Source organism: Sellimonas sp. (assembly GCF_047234585.1).
Taxonomy (GTDB): Bacteria; Bacillota; Clostridia; order Lachnospirales; family Lachnospiraceae; genus Sellimonas; species Sellimonas caecigallum.
Map to the genome: position 1 here is coordinate 1 of NZ_JBKSWG010000026.1, position 20,642 is coordinate 20,642.

The following is a 20,642-nucleotide window of genomic DNA, read 5'->3' on the forward strand; positions in this document are numbered from 1 at the left end:
AAAGGAATCCAAACCCCTTATAAATCAAGGGATGAAGATTCCGAGAGATTATTATCTTTCGAGGGAGGGATCATATGTTTCGTTTATGGGGCAAGACATGGAAGAGCAACCGTCTGCTCTCGGATACCGTCATCTGCGATGACTCTGAGGACACGCGTACTCATAAGGTTCTGCGGGCTTTGGAACAGATCTGCTATGAATTCGACTTGAGCAAGCCGATCTGGCTTGACTCTTCCATCGAAGAGTTCCGCCGCCACGCAAAAGTCCGCTTCTATCAGGACAGCTTCATCGACAGCATCGATTTTGATTATCTCGAAATCGAAGTGATCGAAGAAGACTGATCACTTTTTCATCCTTGGCTCAAAGATCAGAGAAGCCGCATATCCAAAGACGAGGGCAGCGGAGATACCTACAGCGCTTGACGTAAATCCTCCCTCGAAGATTCCGATGAATCCATGGGTCTGCACGGCTTCTCTGACTCCTTTAAAAAGTGTATTTCCAAATCCGAGCAGCGGCACGCTGGCGCCTGCACCTGCAAATTTGACAAATGGTTCGTACAACCCCAAAAATCCAAGCGCTGTCCCGGAGCATACAAGAAGCACCATGATCCGGCCCGGCATCAGTTTTGTTCTGTCCATGAGTATCTGTACGAGGGCGCAGATCAGCCCTCCTACCCAGAAAGCATTGATATAATCCATGATCTCCTCCTTATCCGTTTACATGTTCCAGCACGATCCCATGAGCGATTCCCGGCACACTCTCTCCTTCATTGAAGCTGACCGTGGACATCAGCGCCCCCGTTGGAACAAAAAGTACTTTCTTCCACTCTCCTTTTTCGATCTTTGGGAGAACGTAAGATGCAAGTGTTATAGCCGCACAACCGCAGCCGCTTCCCCCGGCATGAGTGTCCTGCGTTTTCTGGTCAAAAATCTTCATCCCGCAGTCCATGTGTTTCTTCGAGATATCTTTTCCTTTTCTCCGAACAAGATCGAACAAAATACTCTGTCCAATATACCCCAGATCTCCGGTAACGATCTGATCGTACTCTTCCACATCTCTTCCAAAATCTTCCAGATTCTGCGTGATGGTATCACAAGCGGCCGGGGCCATACATGCCCCCATATTCTGGGAATCTTTCAGTCCAAAATCCACAATTTTCCCAACAGTCACACCTGTTACTCTGACATGGCTTTTCTGCGTACTCACAACGAAGGCGCCGCTGCCTGTCACTGTCCACTGGGCCGAGAGCGGCCTTTGAGTTGCATATCCAAGCGGGAAGCGAAATTCTTTTTCCGCACTTCCGAAATGGCTGGATGTGACTGCCAGTACATGATCTCCGTATCCTGCCGCCACACTCATAGCGCTCAGGGCGATCGCTTCCCCGGACGTGGAACACGCTCCAAAAAGCCCAAACATCGGTATTTTCAGGGCTTCGATCCCCATTGACGTGGCCACTCCCTGGCGTAGAAGGTCTCCGCCAAATAGAAACCGGATATCCTGGGGCAAAAGTCCCGCCTTCTCCACAGCTTTTAAGCACGCCCTTTTTTGCATCTCACTTTCTGCTTCTTCCCATGACTGTTTCCCAAAGAGATTATCCTTCCCCTTTCCAAGCTCATCAAAACAATTTCCCAGAGGTCCTTCTCCCTCCTTCTTCCCTGCGATGGACGCTGCGCTCAAAATATAGGGCGATACCGCAAAACAAAGGCTCTGCTTTCCTTTCATCATTCCGTTTTTCAATCTGATCCCCGCCTTTCTCCGATCTTTTTGTCGTCTTTTCCTACCATGCGATGCCTGCCAGCCTGCACAGGTAATATAAGAATCCAAAAACCCAGCTTGCTGTGATTCCGTACAGGATAACGGGACCGGCAATGGTAAAGATCTTACATCCGATTCCAAATACCTGCCCTTCCTTCTTGTACTCAATAGCAGGCGCCGCCACAGAGTTTGCAAATCCGGTAATCGGAACGAGTGCGCCTGCACCGCCCCATTTGGCTATTTTCGTATAGAGTCCAAATCCTGTCAGGATCACGCTCAAAAGCACAAGCAGCATGGACGTGTAGCTGCCGCTAAGTTCCTGATCCATTCCTGTGCTCTTCAAATAATTTTGTATTGCTTGCCCTATTACGCAGATAGTTCCTCCTGTGAGAAATGCATGCAGCATATTTTTATACAAGTTGTGTACCGGCGTCTTCTGTTTGACGTAGTCCTCATACGCCTTCTGTTTCTGTGCCTGCTTTGTATTCTGTGCTTTCTTCAAAATCCTTTCCTCCTTTTTCTGTCTGTCATCTATTTTCCCCATCCGTTCAGGAAAAATACAAATGCTCCTGCCCCTTTTCCAAGCGCCATACCGATAATGATCCAAGGGATCGCTCGAAACAGCTTGATCCTGCGGATAAAAATCGGAAAAATATTCAGGATTTCAGCCAGAGCCATCGCCCAGCATCCTACGAATATGCCGGAGAACAGGCCGAACAAAGGAAGGAGAACCTCTCCGTGGGGAATGGGGATCTGGAAGATATACATGATATTTGCAATGATCCCCCCAAGCGCAATGGAATCTTCATATAAGAGAATATTTTTTCCTGTGTGGGTTCGATCCGCAAAAACGGAAATAACGCCAAGTCCGATGATAAAGGAAAACAGTCCTCCTGCAATTGCGGCCCCGGCGCTAACCCCTATGACTGCCAGTATGATCTGGTGTATCCACATCGATTTCCTGCTCCTTTCTGGAATATTCATCGATGAGCGTAACCTGTATCTCATCTTCGTACGTACGCATCTCTACTTCCATCGGCGTAGGATCTACAGAAAACCGTTTTCTTCCAAAATGGTTGAAGAAAATCAGAATCCCTACGCTCATACCGATACAGTACGTCACTTCCAGAATGGTAAAACCGTCTGACGTCTTTCCTGTTACAAGCACATATATTTGTTTGAATAGTTCCGAGGCTCCCACATCGTTGTTAAATGACATGATGGAATATGCTGCACCGATAAAAGTGATCAAAAGAACCATCGAACTTTTCAATATATAATAGGCTTTCCCGTGTTTCTTTTGTTCCTCCCGTGTGACGATCATATCCGTCTCTCCCAGATTTTCTACTGTCAGGTTTGGATAGATCTCATGTATCACAGATATGATTTTCAAGACAGAGATAACAGCTCTTTGCCTTCCTCCTTCCGGCATCTTCAGAATACAGATGGATTTCAGCCGGTTTACGATATTTTGGTCCGCACATTCCATGGAGACGATATCTCCCATCAGTACTTCATTTTTTGTGACTTCTTTGTTTTTATCCCCTTTGATGTAAAGCGTCTGTGATGAGGCCGCCATCTGTATCCCCCCTTTGCATGTCCATGATCTTTACGAGTGTCCCGTCTTTTTTGTCTGTCTGCGTTTCTGTCTTTGCAGTCAGGACGTAAATGATCCCAACCGTTACCGCCAAAAGTACGACACAGATAAGGCATATCCGTATCTTTCTTTTTTCCTGTTCCATCTTTCCCACCTTCGCTTTCTTTCAAAGGTAGTATGCCGGATCAGGGAAAAATTATACCTCGGATATGCCTTCCTTTTCTTTTGCCTCATTTCTCATACGGTTCAGTATCTTTTTTTCCAGGCGGGAAACCTGGACCTGAGAGATCCCCAGAAGTTTTCCAGTCTGAGACTGAGTCCGATTTTCGAAGTACCTGAGGTAGATCAGGCGCCTTTCCTCCTTTCCCAATGTTTCCAGAAGCGACTGCAAAAACATACGGTCAATGATTTCTTCCGTTCTCTCCTTTTCTTCGAGCCTGTCCATCAGCTCTACCTCACTCCCGTCACTTTGATGGATAGGCCTGTACAGTGACTCCACCTCCGTGGCTGCCTCCATAGCCTGCACAAGTTCCTCTTTCTCCACCCCGAGAATGTCTGAAAGTTCCTCTACGGTAGGTTCCCTTTCCATTTTCCTCGTAAACTGTTCTTTTTCCTTCCCCGCTTTCGCGGCCAATTCTTTCAGAGAACGGCTTACCTTCAGCATACCGTCATCTCTTAAGAATCTCCTGATCTCCCCGGAGATCATGGGAACCGCATAGGTCGAGAATCTTACATCGTAGGAAAAATCAAATTTATCAATAGCTTTCAAAAGTCCGATGACACCAATCTGAAACAAATCTTCCGCCTCGGTTCCCCGGCCATAAAACCGCTTTACCACACACCAGACAAGCCCTGTATTTTCCGTCACAAGTGTCTCCTTTGCCGTTTCATCCCCGTTTTGTGAACGTAAGATCAATTCGGCTGTATGGTCCATCCTGCCCTTCCTTTACCTATGATTTTTTTCATTTTTACCGTAGTTCCCTGGCCTGGAGCAGATTCCACTTCCAGTCCATCCATAAAAGCTTCCATGAATGCAAATCCCATGCCGGAGCGTTCCAGTTCCGGTTTCGTCGTAAACATGGGCTGCATGGCCTTTTCAATATCTTCGATTCCCCGCCCATTGTCTTTTACCGCAATTTCCAGCGTCTTCCCTTCCGCACAGCAGAGGATCGATATCTTATGCACTTCATTTTCGTATCCGTGTATGATGGCGTTTGTGACCGCTTCTGACACTGCAGTCTTCACGTCCGCCACTTCCTCTATGGTCGGATTCAGCTGCGTAAGAAAAGCCGCCACTGCAACTCTTGCAAATCCTTCATTTTCCGAGCAGCTGTCAAATATGATCTCCATTTCATTCGTATTCCTGTTCATTTCGTCTCCTCCTCATAAATTCGTACAATTTTTGTCACTCCCGACATTTTCAGTATTTTTTTCATGCGTTCATTCAGATGGGCAGCCCAGACTTCTCCCCCGGTAAGATGCAGTTTACGGTATCGTCCCATAATGACTCCGATCCCCGAGCTGTCCATGAAGTTTGTCTCCCCGAAATCAAAGATTACATATTTAATATGATTTCTGTCAATCTGCCTGTCCGTCTCCCTGCGTATTTCCTCCGTTGTATGATGATCCAGTTCCTTGGGAAGATAAATCGTCAGACAGTTTTCTTCCACCTGATACTCCATTGTCATTTCCCCCTTATTAAACATTTCATTTTACTTTACAGAAAAGTCCAAAGACTTTTCCACAGAATAACAAAAGGATACGGTATTTTTCCGTATCCTCTTTCGTATCTTTCTATTCGGTTGTGTCTTGTTCCTGACTTGATGAATCTTCTGCGCCTTGTCCATTCTGATCTGCCGCCGCATTCTGATTCGCCGCATTTTGATCTGCCGCTGCATTTAGTGCTTCCAGCTTGGACTGCGCCTCTTCTGCCATCTCTGTTCCTGAGAACTGTTCCGTCACTTTCTGATAATAGGTTTTTGCATTATTTGTATCTCCAGTAGCCTCGTAGGCCTGCGCCAGCACGTACATGGCATTTCCGTCGTCATATTCTTCATCCATCTTTACGACCATCGCAAGGGCTTCCACCGCTGTATCGTAGTTCTTCACATCAAAGCTTGCGATCCCTCGGTTATACTGTCTTCTGCAGACGCTCGGGAAAATGCTATCCGCCAACTTGTCATACTGTGCTTTTCCATCCTCACCAAGGGAATCCTTGTTGATGGAAAGAAGCGTCGACGCCAGATTCTGGTTGCTCTCTGTTCCTGCCGCATATTTTGTCGTAACATCCAGCAAAGCTTCGTAACTCGACTGCGTGGATTTGGCTGTCTCCTTCGCCGTCTGTGCTTCATCGCTCTTTGTCCGGTATCCTTCCAGCTCCTTTTTTAAAGCGCTGATCTCGGATTTCTGTGTCGCGATCTGATCGCTTGCCTCCACGATACTTTCATTTGCCTGCTGAGACTTGGACTGGTTGACTGCCGGCATGATCAAAAACCACATGACAGCCGCCCCTACGAGAATACCGATGGCGATATTCACGATGGTAAACATCGGGGAATTTTCCCGCACTCCCTGAGCCGGCTGAATGATGGTCTCATTGCCAAGTTTATAGCTGACTGCCGGCTGCTCCTTTCCTTCCTTGATGCTGACCGCTTTTTTCTTTTGTACACGGTTCAGCTCGTGGAGATAAGAAAGAGTGATCGGATCCGTCGTATCCAGTCTGTGAGCCTTTCTCAGCACCTGACGCGCCTTCCCGTACTGCTCCGTATGCAGGTAAAGCAGGCCAAGGAGCTGATACGCTTTCAGGAATGACGGATGCTCCGTTACCACTTTCTTCAGCTGGATGATCGCCAGATCTTCCCCTCCCTGGCTGCAGTACTGAAGACACTGGTTATATTTTTTTACTACCTGATTGATGACTTCCAGTTCGCTTTTGGACGACTGCACTTTCTGTATATAATACTCTGCAATATTTCCCGATGCCTGGAAATTTCTGCTGATGATCCACTGCACAAGCGCTTCCGCCACCTCTCCTCTTCCGTACAGCAAAAGACCCAGAAGATTTCTTGCAGTGATATTGGACTGGCTGTACTGAAGACTTCTCCGAAGGGATGCAATAGCTCCCGTCATATCCTGGATCTGCGCTCTTTTCAGCCCGTCATTGTACCAATAGTTTGACTGATACTCTAATTTTTTCTTGATATCCATGAAATCCTCCCCTGATTTCCTGCTACTTGGATTTTTCCACCACTTCTTTTAGTATCTCCGACATATCTGTCAGGTCTTCCTGGTAAACTGCTTTTTCGATATCTTCCACTTCCAGACTCGGCTGGAATTTTTTCAGCTCTTCTTCAAAATTCAGCATATTCAGACCTCCTTAACAACGCTTCGATTTCTCCTGCGAGATACAGGGAACCGAAACAGTAAACCATATCGTCTTCCCGTTTCTCCTGCATGGCCCGCTGCCACGCTTTCTCTGATGTATCTTCTGTAAACACAGGCTTGTCTGTGTATTTTTCAAAATCTTCTTTCAGTTCTTCTTTCGGCACCCGCCTGGCACTTTCCACTTCTGTGACGATGATCAGATCTGCCGGTATCTCCCTGCATATGTACGAGATCATCTCGTCGTAATGTTTTTCTTTCAGCGCTGAAAAAAGAAGGATGATCCGCCCTCTTTTTTCCATCCCGTCGATCCTTGCACGGACACTCTCCGCCAACGCTTTGACGGCCGGCATATTGTGCGCACCGTCCAGTATCACGCCTTCTTTTACTTCTTCCATCCTGGCAGGCCACCTCATATGACGAAGTGCCTGGCTCCACGATGCATGATGCCCTTTCAGGAGAAGACTCATCCCTTCAAGAGCCAGCACTACGTTGGCGGGCTGATAAGTTCCTGCCATAGGGATTTCCCATTCAGCAGTATCATCATACCGGTTTACCGTGGAAAAAGCAATATTTTTGCCCGTGATTTTCCGGATTTCGTACGCATTTTCCGTGATTTCTCTACAATACACGCCGGCATTTTCCGCCGCTTTTTTCAGGACTTTCGCAGCGTCTGGATTCGATCCGTCCATGACAAGCGGAACACCGCTTTTGATGATCCCTGCCTTCTCCGCCGCAATGGCTTCCACGGTATCCCCGAGGATATCCATGTGATCCATTCCGATGGACGTGATAACTGTAAGAACCGGCTTTTCAATGCTGTTTGTGGCGTCAAGCCGCCCTCCAAGACCGGTCTCAAGAATGATGTACTCCATATCTTCCGTGGCGAAAGCCTTCATCGCCATCCCGAAAAGGAATTCAAAATAAGTCGGATGCCCAAGGCCATCCGCTTCCATCTCAAGCGCAATGTTCTGAACTTCCCGGAATATGTCCGTAAACCTCTCCTCTGTGATGAATCTGCCGTTCATACTGATCCGCTCACAGATGGAGATCAGATGCGGCGAAATAAACATTCCTGTCCTCTTTCCCTCGCACAAAAGAATCGCCTGCATGCAGGCACAAACCGATCCTTTTCCGTTTGTACCTGCCACATGGATGACTTTCCGTCCCTTTTGCGGACTTCCAAGCCTCCTTAAAAATTCCTTTGTGTGTTCCAGAGTATGTTTCTTCGTAAACATCTGCAGACTGTCAATATATTCCACCGCTTCCTGAAAATTCATCTTCTGATCCCCTATTCTTCCTTTTTCTCATCCGTGCCTTCAAATTCTTCCACCCAGTTCTTTCCTGGCTGATCCTGCTCTTCTTCCGGCGCAAGCGTCAAGTTTCCGCCCTGGTAAACATATTTCTTCGACGTGTGGAATACCGTGCTGCTGGATCCCATCTGAACAACTTTTATGATGTCCCCTTCTTCCAGTTTGCAATCCTTAAGCTGCACCCGAGTATTATTCAGGAACTTTGACTCCTGCTGCTCGTCATTGACAAAAATCTTGCTTTGTTTTGTAAAGTTTTCTCCGTACAAACTGTAGCTGTCCTCTTCTCCAAGCTGCGGAACGATATCAGTCAGTATGACGTCTTTGACCCCCATCCTCATATGTCCTTCCGTGATCGGAAGGTCGCCGTTATACACGTACTTTTCTCCGTACAGGATATCATACTGGAGCAGTTCCAGATCTTTCAGATAGTCCTTTGTCTGTCTTCTTGTCTGGTGATAGTTAAACACTGTACCTGAGTGGATTTCCAGTCTCTCAAACACGTCCGACATGATCTGATAGGACGGAATATTCCGATCTTCCTTTTCCAGGCCAATATTGTCCCAGATCACATAGTTTGTATTGTACAGATATCGGTTTTTCAGATCCTTTGCCTCAAGTCCCATAGTCGGAAGATGATCCCCGTAAAATACGATGACGGAAGGTTCATTTCTCGCCTCTACAGCTTCCACAAGATGCTGTGCAAACTGATCCATCTCGTAAATCATGTTCACATAATACTCCCAGGCATTCTGGCGCTCTTCATCTTCCATTCCCGTCACTTTGATCTTCGGGTTTTCAAGGACTTTCTCCGTCGGGTAATCTCCGTGTCCCTGTACACTGACTGTGAAGATGAAATCCTGACGTTCATCTGTATCCATGGCATCCATGATATGTTCCACAAGGATATCATCCTTTGCCCAGTTGTTTGGGGTAAGCTGGAGGATGTTCATAAATTCTTTGCTTGTAAAGCTGTCGAATCCCATATTGTTAAACACTCTTGCACGGCTGTAGAAATTACCGCCATTGTTGTGAAGGGCGTGCGTACCGTACCCGAGTTCTCCCAGGGCTGTCGCAGCGCTTTCGCACACTTCCGTTTTCAGCTTTGTTTTAAACGGATATTCTCCCGGGCCAAAATATCTCATATTCATCCCTGTGAGAACCTCAAACTCTGTGTTGGCCGTCCCGGCGCCAACGGAAGGTACTTTGAAATAACCGGTAGAATAGTTTTGAAACATCTTTCTCAGATTCGGGATCGGATCTTCGGAAAGCTGATAGTACTCTACCTCTGTCGGGTCAAAAAAGGATTCCAGCTGAACGAAAATAATATTCGGAAGCTTCTCACTGTCCGTTTTTGTCTCGGTAAGCTTCCCGTCTTTATTGATGTTGTCCATCGTCTCCTGACTGTAGCCGTTTGGCTCGTCGATCCCGGTATTGAAAAGACTGGCCGAGAAACAATACGGAAGTCCGTAGTCTTCATATGCAAACGCAATGTTTCCAAAATAGGTGGATACGACTCTTTTATCTACCGCCTGATCAGATACAAACATGTAGACAACGCACCAGAACCCAATGCCAAGAAGCGCTAACCACCGGTGCATCTTTCCTGTATACTGTCCCCCTCTTCGCCACATGGCGATAACCCATATGATGACAGCCACCGTTCCCACTCCCAGAAGGATCAGCTCATACACTGCAAAGTAATTTGTGAAAAGGGACAGCCCTTCTGTCAATGCTTTCAGATCCTGCGCATTAAACGGCGTCACACGTTTCAGGAGCATGGCTCCGTTGATCACTCCAAGCGCAATCCACAGGACGCTGATGAGGATCCTTGTAAACACCCTTCGCCGGAATAGATATACGACGGAAAATGTGACAAAGATCATAAAGGAATTGTAAAAAAATACAAGGGGCGTCTCTGTCATATACTCCCATGCCTCAAAGAAGGAATGTCTGGAGATCACTTCGATGACAAAGTTGATAACCATAGCCCAGAGGGCATGGAAGATAAGGGAGAACCGGTTCATGAACCGGTATACCGGCGCCATTTTTCTTGCGAACGCGCTGTTTCTCCTCTCTTCCAGTATTCGCTCTCTTCGTTCTTTTTTTCTCTGATGCTTTTCTTTGATATCTGCTTTGCTCATGTGGCGCAGCTCTTTCAATTTTCCTTTGATATCAGGTTTTGTAAAGTGGATTTTTTTCATGATTACCTCTCGTCTGCTACTTCATAAACGATGCAAGACGTTCCTTAACCTGTTCCATCATCTGTGTATATTTTTCCAGTTTTGCACGCTCTTCCTGGACCTTTGCCTCCGGCGCTTTGCTCATGAATTTCTCGTTGTTCAGCATTCCGTTTACGCGGGCCAGCTCTTTTTTGAGCTTTTCTTCTTCTTTCAGAAGACGTTCCTTCTCCTGTTCAAAGTCGATCAGGTCTTCCAGCGGCATGTACACAGCTCCGTCCGGAACCACAATGGAAACTGCATCTTCAGAGACTCCCTCTTTTGTTTCCTGGATCAGAACCTCACTTGCATTCATCAATGGTTTTACTGATTCTTTTAAAGTTTCAAATCCCTCACAAAGTTCCTTATCTTCAGAGACGATGAAGACTTTCGCCTTCCGTCCGTTTGGCACATTCATTTCCGCGCGCGCATTTCTCACTCCGCGCACGATTTCCTTCAGATGTTCCACGATATTTTCTTCCGCCGGGAATGCCCATTCTTCTGTGTATACCGGCCATGAGGACATCATCAAGGATTCCTCTTCCGGTACGAGCGCACTGTAAATCTCTTCCGTCACAAACGGCATGTACGGGTGGAGAAGTTTCAGAGCATTTCCAAGTACGGTCTTTAATGTCCAAAGTGCGGCATTGGCTGCCTTATAATTCTCATCTGCATGGTAGATGCGGTATTTTGCCATCTCAATATACCAGTCACAGAATTCATCCCAGATAAAATCATATACTTTCTGTACCGCAATTCCCAGTTCAAATTTATCCATGTTCTCTGTCACGTCTTTTGCAAGCGTATTTACCTTTGAGAGGATCCACTTGTCTGACGGCGACAGATCCGTATCGTCCGGCCGGCTGATGACTTTGTCTTCCATATTCATAAGGATAAAGCGAGATGCATTCCATACTTTGTTGGCAAAATTTCTGTTTGCCTCCACCTTTTCTCTGTAGAAACGCATATCGTTTCCTGGAGCATTTCCTGTCACTACCGTAAGTCTCAGGGCGTCGGCTCCGTACTGGTCGATGATCTCCAGCGGATCGATCCCGTTTCCAAGCGACTTACTCATCTTTCTTCCCTGGTCATCCCTGATCAGCCCATGGAAAAATACCGTGTGGAACGGACATTTTCCAGTGTGTTCAAACCCGGAAAATACCATTCGGATTACCCAGAAGAAGATGATATCATACCCTGTGACAAGTACGTCCGTCGGATAGAAATAATCCAGTTCTTCTGTCTGCTTTGGCCATCCAAGTGTGGAGAACGGCCACAGGGCGGAAGAAAACCACGTATCCAGTGTATCTTCATCCTGTGTAAAGTGTGTGCATCCGCATTTCGGACATACTTCCGGAGCACCTTTTGATACGATCATCTCTCCACATTCATCACAGTAGTAAGCCGGAATCCGATGTCCCCACCAGATCTGTCTGGAAATACACCAGTCTCTGATATTGTTCAGCCACTGCATATACACTTTGTTCATCCGTTCCGGAATCAGTTTTAATTCTCCTGTTTCCAGCGCTTTGATGGCTGGCTTTGCAAGCTCTTCCATCCGTACGAACCACTGCTGTTTGATGAGCGGCTCTACTGTCTGTTTGCATCGTTCATGCACACCTACATTATGTGCATATTCTTCTACTTTTACAAGATAACCCTGGTCTTTCAGATCCTGAACGATCGCTTCTCTTGCTTCGTAGCGATCCATTCCCGCATATTTGCCTCCGTTCTCATTGATGGTGGCGTCATCGTTCATGATATTGATTTCTTCCAGGTTGTGGCGTTTTCCGATTTCAAAGTCGTTCGGATCGTGTGCCGGCGTCACTTTCATGGCTCCGGTTCCAAATTCTTTGTCTACATAGGAATCGGCAATGATCGGGATCTCCTTGTTTACAAGCGGAAGGATCGCCATTTTTCCGATGATGTCCGTGTAGCGCTCATCATCCGGATTGACTACGATAGCCGTATCTCCAAGCATGGTCTCCGGACGTGTCGTTGCGATCACAAGGCTTCTGTCTGTGCCTGCGATCGGATAACGGATATGCCAGAAATGTCCTGCCTGTTCCTCATGCTCTACTTCCGCATCGGAAAGAGAAGTCTGACATACCGGGCACCAGTTGATGATTCTTGATCCCTTGTAGATATATCCCTTTTCATAAAGTCTGATAAAAACTTCTTCTACCGCCTCGCTGCATCCTTCGTCCATGGTAAACCGTTCCCTGTCCCAGTCACAGGAAACGCCAAGTTTCTTAAGCTGTGACTCGATAGTTCCGGCATATTCTTCTTTCCATTCCCATGTACGTTTTAAGAATCCTTCTCTTCCGAGATCTCTTTTGTCGATCCCTTCTTTTTTCAGCTGATCAGTCACTTTTACTTCCGTGGAGATGGCCGCGTGATCCGTACCCGGGATCCACAGTGCATTGTATCCCTGCATCCGTTTGTAACGGATCAGGATATCCTGCAGCGTATTGTCAAGCGCATGTCCCATGTGAAGTTTTCCTGTGATGTTCGGCGGAGGCATTACCGTTGTAAACGGTTTTCTGCTCCTGTCTACTTCTGCGTGAAAATACTTGTTTTCACACCACTTTTCATAAAGCTTTGGTTCAATCTCTTTTGGATTGTACGTTTTTTCTAACTGCCTGCTCATGCTTTCCTCCTCATACTCATTACAAAGCTGGCCCTTTTCGCGCTCCCTCCCGGGAAGTATTTTATTCCGGAGGCAAAGTCCAGAGAACTTTCCTGTAGAATAAAAAACACCCTTTACATATTGTAAAGGGCGTATAACCGCGGTACCACCTTTTTTATACGGGTATGTGTATCCCATATATCTCATCTGTTCTGTAACGGAAACTACCCCGGGATATCTTACTTGGTCTGTTCGGATATCCGGCTCCAAAGCTACCTTCCACAACTCCTTCTTGCAATTACCTTTCAGCCTGCGGGCAATTTTCTCTGTCAAGGACAGGTGTGTACTCCTCTTCTTCAACACCTTTAAATATGAAACTACGTTTAATCATAGACACGAAAAAGTCGTTTGTCAAGGCGTTCATGGAATTTTCATGGATTCTTAAGGTTCTCTTTGGAAACTCAGATATTCCTGTGCTTCCCGGGCGGTCATGAACAGATAATCCGCCCCTGCCGTTCTGAGTTCTTCCAGACTTCCAAACCCGTAGAGGACACCTGCGGATGCAAGACCAAAAGCCTTCGCTCCCTGTATATCGTGTCTTCGGTCTCCTACCATGACAACAGACGGATCCCCTTCTTTCAGGCCGCATGTATCAAGGGCGTATGCGATAACGTCCTCTTTTGTCAGACGTTTCCCGTCCATATCACTTCCGCACACAGCGTCAAAATACTCCAGGATACCGGCGTCTTCTGCGATGATCCTTGCATACTTTTCCGGCTTTGACGTGGCCATAACCACCCGTTTTCCCGCTTTTTTCAACCCTTTTAAAAGATCCGTAACCCCGTCATACAAACGGTACTCATATACCCCTTTTAACCCGAAGTTTTCTCTGTAAAAGGCAACCGCTTTTGCAGCATCTTCTTCCGTAAGGCCTGTGTATTCCTGGAAAGAGTGGATCAGCGGCGGGCCGATAAATGGAAGCATTTCTTCCCTTGTGGCGGAGATGCCGAATTTTTCCAGTGCATAGGCCACAGAATGCAGGATTCCCTGTTCCGAGTCGATGAGCGTTCCGTCAAGATCGAGAAAGATCGTCTCGTACGGGATCCTTCGCACGGAATAGATCAGATGAGGCATATCGATCCCCATGTAATGGCGCACCGACTCCCCGCATTTTTTCATGCCGTTTCTTCTGGCCGTCTTCTGAGAAGGGAGATTTGTATCCCGGATGATGGAGTACACTTCCGGGAGATTCAGCACCTCAAAGGCGTATTTTTTTACAGCGCCTGCCGCCTCTATTGCGTACCCTTGATGCCAGCAGTCCTTCCGAAGATGATAGCCGATCTCTTCTTTTTTCTCTGCTTCCCCTTTTCCGATATCCTGCATTGTGATCCCGCAGTCCCCGATGAGCTGTCCGTCCTCCTTTCGGATCACGGCCCACAGGCCGAATCCGTCTTTTTCGTAGCGCGCCATCTGCCGGCGGCACCAGTCGGCTGATTCCTCCATGGAAAATCCATGTTCATATGCATACATGACTTCCGGATCCCCCAAAAAACCGTGGAGAGCCGGAATATCCTCCTCCGTCATTTCCCGGAGAATAAGCCGTTTGGTCTCCAGTATGATTTTCCCCTTCATCTATCGTTTCCTTTCCTTGCGTTTCAGTTCCTTTAGCATTTCTTTGTCTTCTTTGCTTACCCGAAATGATTCCCGGCACTTTTGGATCGCCTTATTGTGGGTCCATGGATCCAGAGCACCTTCTTTTAAAAGTGCAAGCGTCTTCTCCGGATATTTCACATAACAGACCGACAGAGCCCATGCCACTCCCATTTTTACATAGTAGGCGTCAAGGCTGATCCGCCTGTATATTTCAAGTACCCGGTCAATGTATTCGTCATTCAGGAAAAAGTCCATAAGGGCGACAGCTGCAAAACGCACCTCCATCTCGCGACTGCTCCTGCTCCATGCATCGACATACGAAAACCAATATTCAGGATCTGTTGTCATAAACCGGTGCGTGGATACGCCGCTGTCACAGTCTGCCCAGGATACGATTCCCGGGATCCATGTGTCAAGAAGGTGCCTGCGCCTGTCTGTATCCGCTTTCCCATATCCGATGGCCATACCGTACACCATGTGTTCTTCCTGAAAATCCGGTGTCCGGCCGTTCTCCATTTCCCAGATCCATCCTTCTTTTGTCTCTTCGGCAGTATCTTTAGCAGCTTTTTTTGCGATTTCCCGCAATTTGGGAACCCGCACGCCAAGTGTCGGCATCCCGGGTGCGTTTAAGATCCTGTCATTGAATTCCTTGTAGGCCGGATCGGAAACGTCTCTCAGCATGTCCAGCATTTCTTCCGTTTTTATCATGATTCCTCCCTGAATTTGGCAAACAGGATATCGTGGTTGATCCTCTTATAAAAGAGCTGCTTGATCTCCTCATAACTTTCTGTCTTCTGCGCCATCAGCCACATCAGTTTTGTGATGGTGGCTTCCAGCGTCATATCATATGCTTCCAGAAGGTCAAAGTCCTGTTTCACTTTCTTTCCCACTTCATAGACCGTCATATTGCTTCCCTCACTCACAACCTGTGTCGTCATTACAATAAGCTTTCCTTCTTTTAACCATTTCGGCATCCCTTCATAGACTTCCGCCGTGATAGCTTCCGGCAGCCCTCCTACACCAAAACTTTCGATAACCACACAGTCGTAGTCTTCCAGAAGCCTTGTCAGAACCCCCGGTTTCATCCCTGGTACAAGTTTCAGCACATATACGCTGTCCTTCATATCCATGTAGAATCTTACATCCCCCTGATGGCACACCGGAGGAAGGTAGCGGATCAGCTGTCCGTCCTGAATGACCGCCGGATAAGGGAAATTGATGCTGGAAAATGCATTGTAGCTTTTTGCTCTTTCTTTTTTCGCCCTTGTGCCGAGGATTACCTTCCCATCGAACACGATACTTACGTCCTCTGAATCCGGATCCGCCGCGTAGATAAAGCTGTCAAGAAGATTTGTCTTCGCATCAGTAACATCCATATTGATCGGCTTCTGTGCTCCTGTAATGACAACAGGCTTCGGAGAGTTCTGGATCATATAGGAAAGAGCCGCCGCAGTGTAAGCCAGCGTGTCCGTCCCATGACAGATGACAAATCCGTCGTATTTCTCATAGTGATCTCTGACTGCCTGAGCCATCATCTGCCAGTGTGCCGGCGAAACATTCGTGCTGTCGATATTGCACACCTGCATCGTCTCCACCTCACAGACTTCCTTTACCCTCGGAATATATGCCAGGATATCTTCCGGTGTCAGCCCCGGCGCCAATCCGTTTTCTGTCTGTTTTGATGCAATCGTACCCCCGGTTCCGATCATCAGTATTTTTTTCATCTTGGTTCTCCTCTCAATTACTTACATGTATGGCTGAATAGTAACAAAAATCGACGCGAAAATCAACCAGCCTCCCTGATTTTTGAGACTGGATTTTGTGATAGGATTTTTGCGCCATGTGTGGTAAAATATCTCTGCGAAAAACATTTTTTTCGTGTATCACACACAAAGGAGTTTTTTATGCGTCAGAAAATAGATCTTTTAAACGGGCCTGTTTTTTCGTCCCTTACGAAACTGGCTCTTCCCATCATGGCTACATCCCTTGTCCAGATGGCATACAATCTAACCGATATGATATGGATCGGGCGGATCAGCAGTGATGCGGTCGCCTCGGTAGGAGCTGCAGGAATGTACATGTGGTTTGCAAACGGCATCGCCTCCCTTGCCAAGATGGGAGGTCAAGTCAAGGTCGGGCACGCCCTCGGAGCCAGGGAAGATGAAGAAGCTGTCTCTTACGCCCGCAATGCAATCCAGCTTGCACTGTTTTTCGGGCTTTTATATGGATTTTTAAGCATTGTATTCCAGGTTCCACTTATCGGATTTTTCCGTCTGAACTCCCCTGCCGTCATAAAAGATGCCCAGGTTTATCTGGCCGTGACATGCGGACTTGTCGTCTTTTCTTTCCTCAACCAGGTGTTGACCGGGATTCTTACGGCCATGGGGAACAGCAGGACGTCCCTCCTTGCGACAGCCACCGGCCTGATCATTAACATCGTACTGGACCCTGTTTTGATCTTTGGCGTCGGTCCGTTCCCGCATCTCGGCGTACTGGGAGCGGCCATCGCCACTGTATTTGCCCAGGCAGTAGTCACATGCATGTTCATCCTTGCGGTTAAAAATGAGCCGGAGATCTTTCTCCGCCTCCATCTCCTGACTCGCCCGTCTCTTTCGGCAATTCAGGAAATCATCCGCATCGGTCTTCCTTCGTCCCTGCAGAACATGCTCTTTACTGCGATCTCCATGATCATCGCCCGGATGGTTGCGGGATTCGGAGATGCCGCTGTGGCTGTTCAAAAAGTCGGATCCCAGATTGAGTCCATCTCCTGGATGACTTCCGACGGATTTGCCGCTGCGGTCAATTCCTTCATCGCCCAGAATTTTGGCGCCGGCAATCTGTCCCGCGCAAGAAAAGGCTATCAGAAATCCATGGTGGTCGTCCTTTTGTGGGGAGCCTTCTGCACGTTTGTGCTGATCGTCTTCCCGGAACCGATCTTCCGGATCTTTATCCCGGAGGCAGATATCCTCCCGATGGGAGTAGACTATCTGCGGATCCTTGGCGTGTCCCAGCTTTTCATGTGCATGGAGATCACGACCGCCGGAGCTTTCGCCGGTCTTGGAAAGACACTCCCGCCGTCCATCGTGAGCATCACGCTGAATTGTGCGCGGATCCCTCTTGCCTTTGCGCTTATCTCGACTCCTCTGGGTCTCAACGGGATCTGGTGGAGTATCACAATCTCCAGTATTTTTAAAGGTATCGTCCTCGTACTGGTTTATCAGATCAGATGGAAAAAACAGGCAGGATAACTGCCTGTTTTTCTCAATGTTCCTTTTCTTTTCCCAGAATACATCTGGCCACATAAAGCCCGTTTGCCGATGCCTGTTGGAGCCCTCTTGTGATGGCAGCTCCGTCTCCCATGGCGCGCAGCCCTCGTATATTCGTCTCAAACTCTTTGTCTACCACAACTTTATTGGAATAGAATTTCACTTCCACGCCGTACAGCAGCGTTTCGTCACTTGCAATCCCCGGCGTTACTTTATCAAGAGCACGGATCATCTCGTCGATATCTACCATGATCCTGTGTGGGAATACTAAGGAGAGATCTCCCGGAACGGCATCTTTCAGAGTCGGGATAATATTGCTGCGCATGAGTCTCTCCCCTGTCGTTCTTCTCCCCCTCCGGAAATCCCCGTATCTTTGTACGAGAATCTTTCCATCGCAGAGCATATTGCCAAGCTGGGCAATGTGCTTTCCGTATTCGATCGGACTCTTGAACGGTTCTGTAAAGTTTTTCGATACAAGAAGCGCAAAATTCGTATTATGGGTTTTTTTATCTTTGGACTTATATGCATGTCCGTTTACGACGGCGAGACCTCCCTCGTAGTATTCCGTCGCCACTTCCCCGGAAGGGTTTGTACAGAATACACGGACTTTATCGTCAAATGTAGGTGTATAGTATACAAGCTTTGCCTCGTAGAGCTTCTCATTGAGCTCCTTCATGACTTCATCCCGCACTTCCACTCTCACGCCCACATCTACTGTTCCGTTCTGGGTTCCGATCCCGTGCTTCCTGCAGATATGGGAGAACCATTCTGATCCTTCCCGCCCTACGCCCGCCACAACTTCCGGCGCAAAAAATGTTTCCTGTTTGTCTGTGACAACGCCTTTCACGGCACCGTCCTCTACCAGGATGTCTTCTACCATCGTCATAAATCGGATCTCCACCCCGGACTCAAGAAGATGTTCCTGAAGTCTCGTGTAGATTTTATACCCTTCCTCCGTTCCGAGATGCCGTATCGGACATTCGATGAGCTTCAAATCTGCGCGAATAGATTTGGCTCTGATTTCCTCGATAGCCGCCATATCCTCGATCCCGTATACTTTTTTGTCCGCCCCGAAAGAAAGGTAAATCTGATCCGCTTCGCCTATGAGTTCTGATGCGGCTTCATATCCAAGGATATCCGGAAGGGTACCGCCCACTTCCGGCGACAAGGAAAGTTTCCCATCTGAAAACGCTCCTGCACCTGCAAATCCCGTTGTGATGGAACATGGCTTACACCCCATACACACTTTGGTTGTTCGTTTCGGGCAGCTCCTTTTTTCTATAGAACGTCCTTTTTCCAACATCAGCACCCGTTTTCCCGGATTTCTTTTCATCAGTTCATACGCGCAGAAAATTCCGGAAGGCCCCGCACCGATAATGATCACATCATAATTTGCTCCCAAGTCTGTACCTCCAAAATCGTTTAAAAAATCTTGTTTACAAGTCTGCAGTATTCCTCATATGCCTCAATCCCGGAAAACCGTTCTTTCAAGACATCTCTTATCCCTTTATAGTACCAGCCGATCCGCTCTTTATCTTTCATGCGGAAACGGTTCCAGAATTCTTCTCCCACCTTTGGATAGTCGCGGTTAATATCGCGCATATTGGACAGCTTGTCCGCAAGCCCTATCATCTGTACTTCATACGGTGCTGTCCGGAGCCGTTCGATGGTAGCTCCTTTTCTTTCTTCCCATGATTTCGATTTATCTTCACTCTCCTGAGCTACAAGGGAGGCCACGCGCTCTGTAAAAAGGCTGGCCAAAAGCTCCTGTGTCACTCCTTTGCAATCCTCGATGGTGTCGTGCAGAATAGCTGCGCTGATGATCTCCTCATCTGTCGTCATCGTCGCTACGATGTCCCCCACTTCGATAGGATGGACAATATACGGCCTTTTCGTCCCTTTGCGAAGCTGCCCTTCGTGTGCCTTTGTGGCAAATTCCAACGCCTGATCTATCATTTTCCCCGAATCCTTTCTGAAATCATCCGTCCAAAGCTCCTGATTTCTGACTTTATTGTAACACTTCTTTCTTTTCTTCACAACGTTTGTATGGTATCATCGTTTAAAAAAGGAGAAGATGAAAATGAATAAACAGAAACCTTGTGTTCTCATAACCGGATCTTCCAGAGGAATCGGCCGGGCATGCGCCCTCCTCTTTGCATCTCGCGGATATCATGTCTTTTTAAACTGCCGAAGTCATCAGAAAGCCCTTTCGGATGTGGCCTCCAAGATTTCTTCCTTTCCAGGCGGATCCTGCGAGCTCTGCCCGGGAGATGTGGGAGACCCAGGCGATGTCCGGAAAATCTTTGATTTCATTCGTACTTCAGACTATACGGATGGTGGACTTGACGTCCTCATCAACAATGCCGGCATCTCCCACATCGGCCTTCTAAGCGATATGAGCGACGCCGAATGGATGCGTATTGTAAACACAAACCTCTCTTCCGTGTTCTACTGCTGCCGTGAGAGCATTCCCTATATGGTATCACGAAAAAAAGGGCGGATCGTGAACGTCTCTTCTATGTGGGGTCAAAGCGGAGCCTCCTGCGAAGCAGCCTACTCCGCCACAAAATCCGGCGTCCAGGGTCTTACAAGGGCGCTGGCAAAAGAGCTGGCCCCAAGCAATATCCAAGTCAACGCCATCGCCTTCGGTGTGATCGACACGGAGATGAACGCCTGCCTAAGTCCGGAAGAACGCGAGTCTCTCGCCTACGACATCCCTGCCGGCCGGTTTGCCACAGCCGAGGAAGCGGCCCGCATGATCTGGGATACCGCCCACGCTCCGGAATATATGACCGGGCAGGTAGTCGGGTTTGACGGTGGTTATTTATAAAT

At 47.7% G+C, this 20,642-nt stretch carries 22 protein-coding genes and 1 other annotated feature; of the genes, 3 read left to right on the forward strand and 19 right to left on the reverse strand.

What is annotated here, in order from left to right:
- Nucleotides 1-74: 74 nt before the first annotated feature.
- Nucleotides 75-341 carry a hypothetical protein gene (locus tag ACLROL_RS10105; protein ID WP_087201018.1) on the forward strand — a complete coding sequence of 89 codons (267 nt, stop codon included), beginning with the start codon at nucleotides 75-77 and terminating at the stop codon, nucleotides 339-341.
- Here ACLROL_RS10105 and ACLROL_RS10110 read toward each other — a convergent pair whose 3' ends face one another.
- The 17 genes from ACLROL_RS10110 to ACLROL_RS10190 all read right to left on the reverse strand — a co-directional run bounded on the left by ACLROL_RS10110 (nucleotide 342) and on the right by ACLROL_RS10190 (nucleotide 16,268).
- Nucleotides 342-698, reverse strand: a complete 357-nt coding sequence (locus ACLROL_RS10110; RefSeq protein WP_087201020.1) for a SpoVA/SpoVAEb family sporulation membrane protein — start codon at nucleotides 696-698, stop codon at nucleotides 342-344. It lies immediately after the preceding gene.
- A 10-nt stretch (nucleotides 699-708) separates the two neighbouring features.
- On the reverse strand, nucleotides 709-1,725 hold the full coding sequence (locus ACLROL_RS10115; protein WP_087201095.1) for a stage V sporulation protein AD: 1,017 nt from the start codon (nucleotides 1,723-1,725) through the stop codon (nucleotides 709-711).
- Between the two features lie 52 nt (nucleotides 1,726-1,777).
- A complete protein-coding gene (locus ACLROL_RS10120) occupies nucleotides 1,778-2,299 on the reverse strand; it encodes a SpoVA/SpoVAEb family sporulation membrane protein (RefSeq protein ID WP_087201022.1) in 522 nt (173 codons plus the stop codon).
- On the reverse strand, nucleotides 2,287-2,709 hold the full coding sequence (locus ACLROL_RS10125) for a stage V sporulation protein AB (RefSeq protein ID WP_087201024.1): 423 nt from the start codon (nucleotides 2,707-2,709) through the stop codon (nucleotides 2,287-2,289). The genes ACLROL_RS10120 and ACLROL_RS10125 overlap by 13 nt, the downstream gene beginning before the upstream one ends.
- Entirely contained in the window at nucleotides 2,669-3,334 is a 666-nt protein-coding gene (locus ACLROL_RS10130; protein ID WP_413067767.1) for a stage V sporulation protein AA, read from the reverse strand. Before ACLROL_RS10130 ends, ACLROL_RS10125 begins: the two co-directional genes overlap by 41 nt.
- Nucleotides 3,294-3,497, reverse strand: coding sequence for a hypothetical protein (locus ACLROL_RS10135; RefSeq protein WP_087201028.1), 204 nt, complete (start codon nucleotides 3,495-3,497; stop codon nucleotides 3,294-3,296). The genes ACLROL_RS10130 and ACLROL_RS10135 overlap by 41 nt, the downstream gene beginning before the upstream one ends.
- 51 nt (nucleotides 3,498-3,548) lie before the next feature.
- Nucleotides 3,549-4,286 (reverse strand): SigF/SigG family RNA polymerase sporulation sigma factor, encoded by a 738-nt coding sequence (locus tag ACLROL_RS10140; RefSeq protein WP_087201029.1) that lies wholly within the window; start codon nucleotides 4,284-4,286, stop codon nucleotides 3,549-3,551.
- Complete coding sequence (spoIIAB, locus tag ACLROL_RS10145; RefSeq protein ID WP_087201030.1) at nucleotides 4,265-4,723, reverse strand: anti-sigma F factor; 459 nt, start codon at nucleotides 4,721-4,723, stop codon at nucleotides 4,265-4,267. Before spoIIAB ends, ACLROL_RS10140 begins: the two co-directional genes overlap by 22 nt.
- Nucleotides 4,720-5,034 (reverse strand): anti-sigma factor antagonist, encoded by a 315-nt coding sequence (locus tag ACLROL_RS10150; RefSeq protein ID WP_087201031.1) that lies wholly within the window; start codon nucleotides 5,032-5,034, stop codon nucleotides 4,720-4,722. Before ACLROL_RS10150 ends, spoIIAB begins: the two co-directional genes overlap by 4 nt.
- 112 nt (nucleotides 5,035-5,146) lie before the next feature.
- Nucleotides 5,147-6,559, reverse strand: coding sequence for a tetratricopeptide repeat protein (locus tag ACLROL_RS10155; RefSeq protein WP_087201033.1), 1,413 nt, complete (start codon nucleotides 6,557-6,559; stop codon nucleotides 5,147-5,149).
- Nucleotides 6,560-6,581: 22 nt separating this feature from the next.
- A complete protein-coding gene (locus tag ACLROL_RS10160) occupies nucleotides 6,582-6,716 on the reverse strand; it encodes a hypothetical protein (RefSeq protein ID WP_275952214.1) in 135 nt (44 codons plus the stop codon).
- On the reverse strand, nucleotides 6,703-8,013 hold the full coding sequence (locus ACLROL_RS10165; protein ID WP_087201035.1) for a bifunctional folylpolyglutamate synthase/dihydrofolate synthase: 1,311 nt from the start codon (nucleotides 8,011-8,013) through the stop codon (nucleotides 6,703-6,705). Before ACLROL_RS10165 ends, ACLROL_RS10160 begins: the two co-directional genes overlap by 14 nt.
- An 11-nt stretch (nucleotides 8,014-8,024) precedes the next feature.
- A complete protein-coding gene (locus tag ACLROL_RS10170; protein ID WP_413067768.1) occupies nucleotides 8,025-10,247 on the reverse strand; it encodes an LTA synthase family protein in 2,223 nt (740 codons plus the stop codon).
- 16 nt (nucleotides 10,248-10,263) lie between these two features.
- The gene (locus tag ACLROL_RS10175) at nucleotides 10,264-12,912 is read right to left on the reverse strand and encodes a valine--tRNA ligase (RefSeq protein ID WP_087201097.1); all 2,649 of its coding nucleotides are present in this window, start codon (nucleotides 12,910-12,912) and stop codon (nucleotides 10,264-10,266) included.
- Between the two features lie 122 nt (nucleotides 12,913-13,034).
- Nucleotides 13,035-13,260, reverse strand: a binding site (T-box leader).
- A gap of 72 nt (nucleotides 13,261-13,332) precedes the next feature.
- A complete protein-coding gene (locus tag ACLROL_RS10180) occupies nucleotides 13,333-14,523 on the reverse strand; it encodes a GNAT family N-acetyltransferase/HAD family hydrolase (protein WP_162608210.1) in 1,191 nt (396 codons plus the stop codon).
- Nucleotides 14,524-15,252, reverse strand: coding sequence for a DNA alkylation repair protein (locus ACLROL_RS10185; RefSeq protein WP_087201039.1), 729 nt, complete (start codon nucleotides 15,250-15,252; stop codon nucleotides 14,524-14,526).
- The gene (locus ACLROL_RS10190) at nucleotides 15,249-16,268 is read right to left on the reverse strand and encodes an asparaginase (RefSeq protein ID WP_087210981.1); all 1,020 of its coding nucleotides are present in this window, start codon (nucleotides 16,266-16,268) and stop codon (nucleotides 15,249-15,251) included. Before ACLROL_RS10190 ends, ACLROL_RS10185 begins: the two co-directional genes overlap by 4 nt.
- 180 nt (nucleotides 16,269-16,448) lie before the next feature.
- On the opposite strand from ACLROL_RS10190, the gene ACLROL_RS10195 reads away from it, so the two are divergent.
- Complete coding sequence (locus ACLROL_RS10195; RefSeq protein ID WP_087201043.1) at nucleotides 16,449-17,792, forward strand: MATE family efflux transporter; 1,344 nt, start codon at nucleotides 16,449-16,451, stop codon at nucleotides 17,790-17,792.
- A 13-nt stretch (nucleotides 17,793-17,805) separates the two neighbouring features.
- Here ACLROL_RS10195 and ACLROL_RS10200 read toward each other — a convergent pair whose 3' ends face one another.
- Together ACLROL_RS10200 and ACLROL_RS10205 are read right to left on the reverse strand one after the other, a co-directional pair.
- The gene (locus ACLROL_RS10200) at nucleotides 17,806-19,212 is read right to left on the reverse strand and encodes an NAD(P)/FAD-dependent oxidoreductase (protein ID WP_413067769.1); all 1,407 of its coding nucleotides are present in this window, start codon (nucleotides 19,210-19,212) and stop codon (nucleotides 17,806-17,808) included.
- Nucleotides 19,213-19,232: 20 nt separating this feature from the next.
- Nucleotides 19,233-19,766, reverse strand: a complete 534-nt coding sequence (locus tag ACLROL_RS10205) for an HD domain-containing protein (RefSeq protein ID WP_087211092.1) — start codon at nucleotides 19,764-19,766, stop codon at nucleotides 19,233-19,235.
- A 118-nt stretch (nucleotides 19,767-19,884) separates the two neighbouring features.
- On the opposite strand from ACLROL_RS10205, the gene ACLROL_RS10210 reads away from it, so the two are divergent.
- A complete protein-coding gene (locus tag ACLROL_RS10210) occupies nucleotides 19,885-20,640 on the forward strand; it encodes an SDR family NAD(P)-dependent oxidoreductase (RefSeq protein ID WP_087201047.1) in 756 nt (251 codons plus the stop codon).
- The last annotated feature ends 2 nt before the right edge of the window (nucleotides 20,641-20,642 follow it).

What these genes read in the sequence shown, in the direction of transcription:
- ACLROL_RS10120 (WP_087201022.1), bottom strand. Translation starts at nt 2,299, where the DNA reads ATGGGGAAAATAGATGACAGACAGAAAAAGGAGGAAAGGATTTTGAAG.
- ACLROL_RS10190 (WP_087210981.1), bottom strand. Translation starts at nt 16,268, where the DNA reads ATGAAAAAAATACTGATGATCGGAACCGGGGGTACGATTGCATCAAAA.
- ACLROL_RS10125 (WP_087201024.1), bottom strand. Translation starts at nt 2,709, where the DNA reads ATGTGGATACACCAGATCATACTGGCAGTCATAGGGGTTAGCGCCGGG.
- ACLROL_RS10160 (WP_275952214.1), bottom strand. Translation starts at nt 6,716, where the DNA reads ATGCTGAATTTTGAAGAAGAGCTGAAAAAATTCCAGCCGAGTCTGGAA.
- ACLROL_RS10170 (WP_413067768.1), bottom strand. Translation starts at nt 10,247, where the DNA reads ATGAAAAAAATCCACTTTACAAAACCTGATATCAAAGGAAAATTGAAA.
- ACLROL_RS10130 (WP_413067767.1), bottom strand. Translation starts at nt 3,334, where the DNA reads ATGGCGGCCTCATCACAGACGCTTTACATCAAAGGGGATAAAAACAAA.
- ACLROL_RS10105 (WP_087201018.1), top strand. Translation starts at nt 75, where the DNA reads ATGTTTCGTTTATGGGGCAAGACATGGAAGAGCAACCGTCTGCTCTCG.
- ACLROL_RS10175 (WP_087201097.1), bottom strand. Translation starts at nt 12,912, where the DNA reads ATGAGCAGGCAGTTAGAAAAAACGTACAATCCAAAAGAGATTGAACCA.
- ACLROL_RS10140 (WP_087201029.1), bottom strand. Translation starts at nt 4,286, where the DNA reads ATGGACCATACAGCCGAATTGATCTTACGTTCACAAAACGGGGATGAA.
- ACLROL_RS10205 (WP_087211092.1), bottom strand. Translation starts at nt 19,766, where the DNA reads ATGATAGATCAGGCGTTGGAATTTGCCACAAAGGCACACGAAGGGCAG.
- ACLROL_RS10135 (WP_087201028.1), bottom strand. Translation starts at nt 3,497, where the DNA reads ATGGAACAGGAAAAAAGAAAGATACGGATATGCCTTATCTGTGTCGTA.
- ACLROL_RS10195 (WP_087201043.1), top strand. Translation starts at nt 16,449, where the DNA reads ATGCGTCAGAAAATAGATCTTTTAAACGGGCCTGTTTTTTCGTCCCTT.
- ACLROL_RS10155 (WP_087201033.1), bottom strand. Translation starts at nt 6,559, where the DNA reads ATGGATATCAAGAAAAAATTAGAGTATCAGTCAAACTATTGGTACAAT.
- ACLROL_RS10180 (WP_162608210.1), bottom strand. Translation starts at nt 14,523, where the DNA reads ATGAAGGGGAAAATCATACTGGAGACCAAACGGCTTATTCTCCGGGAA.
- ACLROL_RS10110 (WP_087201020.1), bottom strand. Translation starts at nt 698, where the DNA reads ATGGATTATATCAATGCTTTCTGGGTAGGAGGGCTGATCTGCGCCCTC.
- ACLROL_RS10165 (WP_087201035.1), bottom strand. Translation starts at nt 8,013, where the DNA reads ATGAATTTTCAGGAAGCGGTGGAATATATTGACAGTCTGCAGATGTTT.
- ACLROL_RS10150 (WP_087201031.1), bottom strand. Translation starts at nt 5,034, where the DNA reads ATGGAGTATCAGGTGGAAGAAAACTGTCTGACGATTTATCTTCCCAAG.
- ACLROL_RS10185 (WP_087201039.1), bottom strand. Translation starts at nt 15,252, where the DNA reads ATGATAAAAACGGAAGAAATGCTGGACATGCTGAGAGACGTTTCCGAT.
- spoIIAB (WP_087201030.1), bottom strand. Translation starts at nt 4,723, where the DNA reads ATGAACAGGAATACGAATGAAATGGAGATCATATTTGACAGCTGCTCG.
- ACLROL_RS10210 (WP_087201047.1), top strand. Translation starts at nt 19,885, where the DNA reads ATGAAAATGAATAAACAGAAACCTTGTGTTCTCATAACCGGATCTTCC.
- ACLROL_RS10115 (WP_087201095.1), bottom strand. Translation starts at nt 1,725, where the DNA reads ATGATGAAAGGAAAGCAGAGCCTTTGTTTTGCGGTATCGCCCTATATT.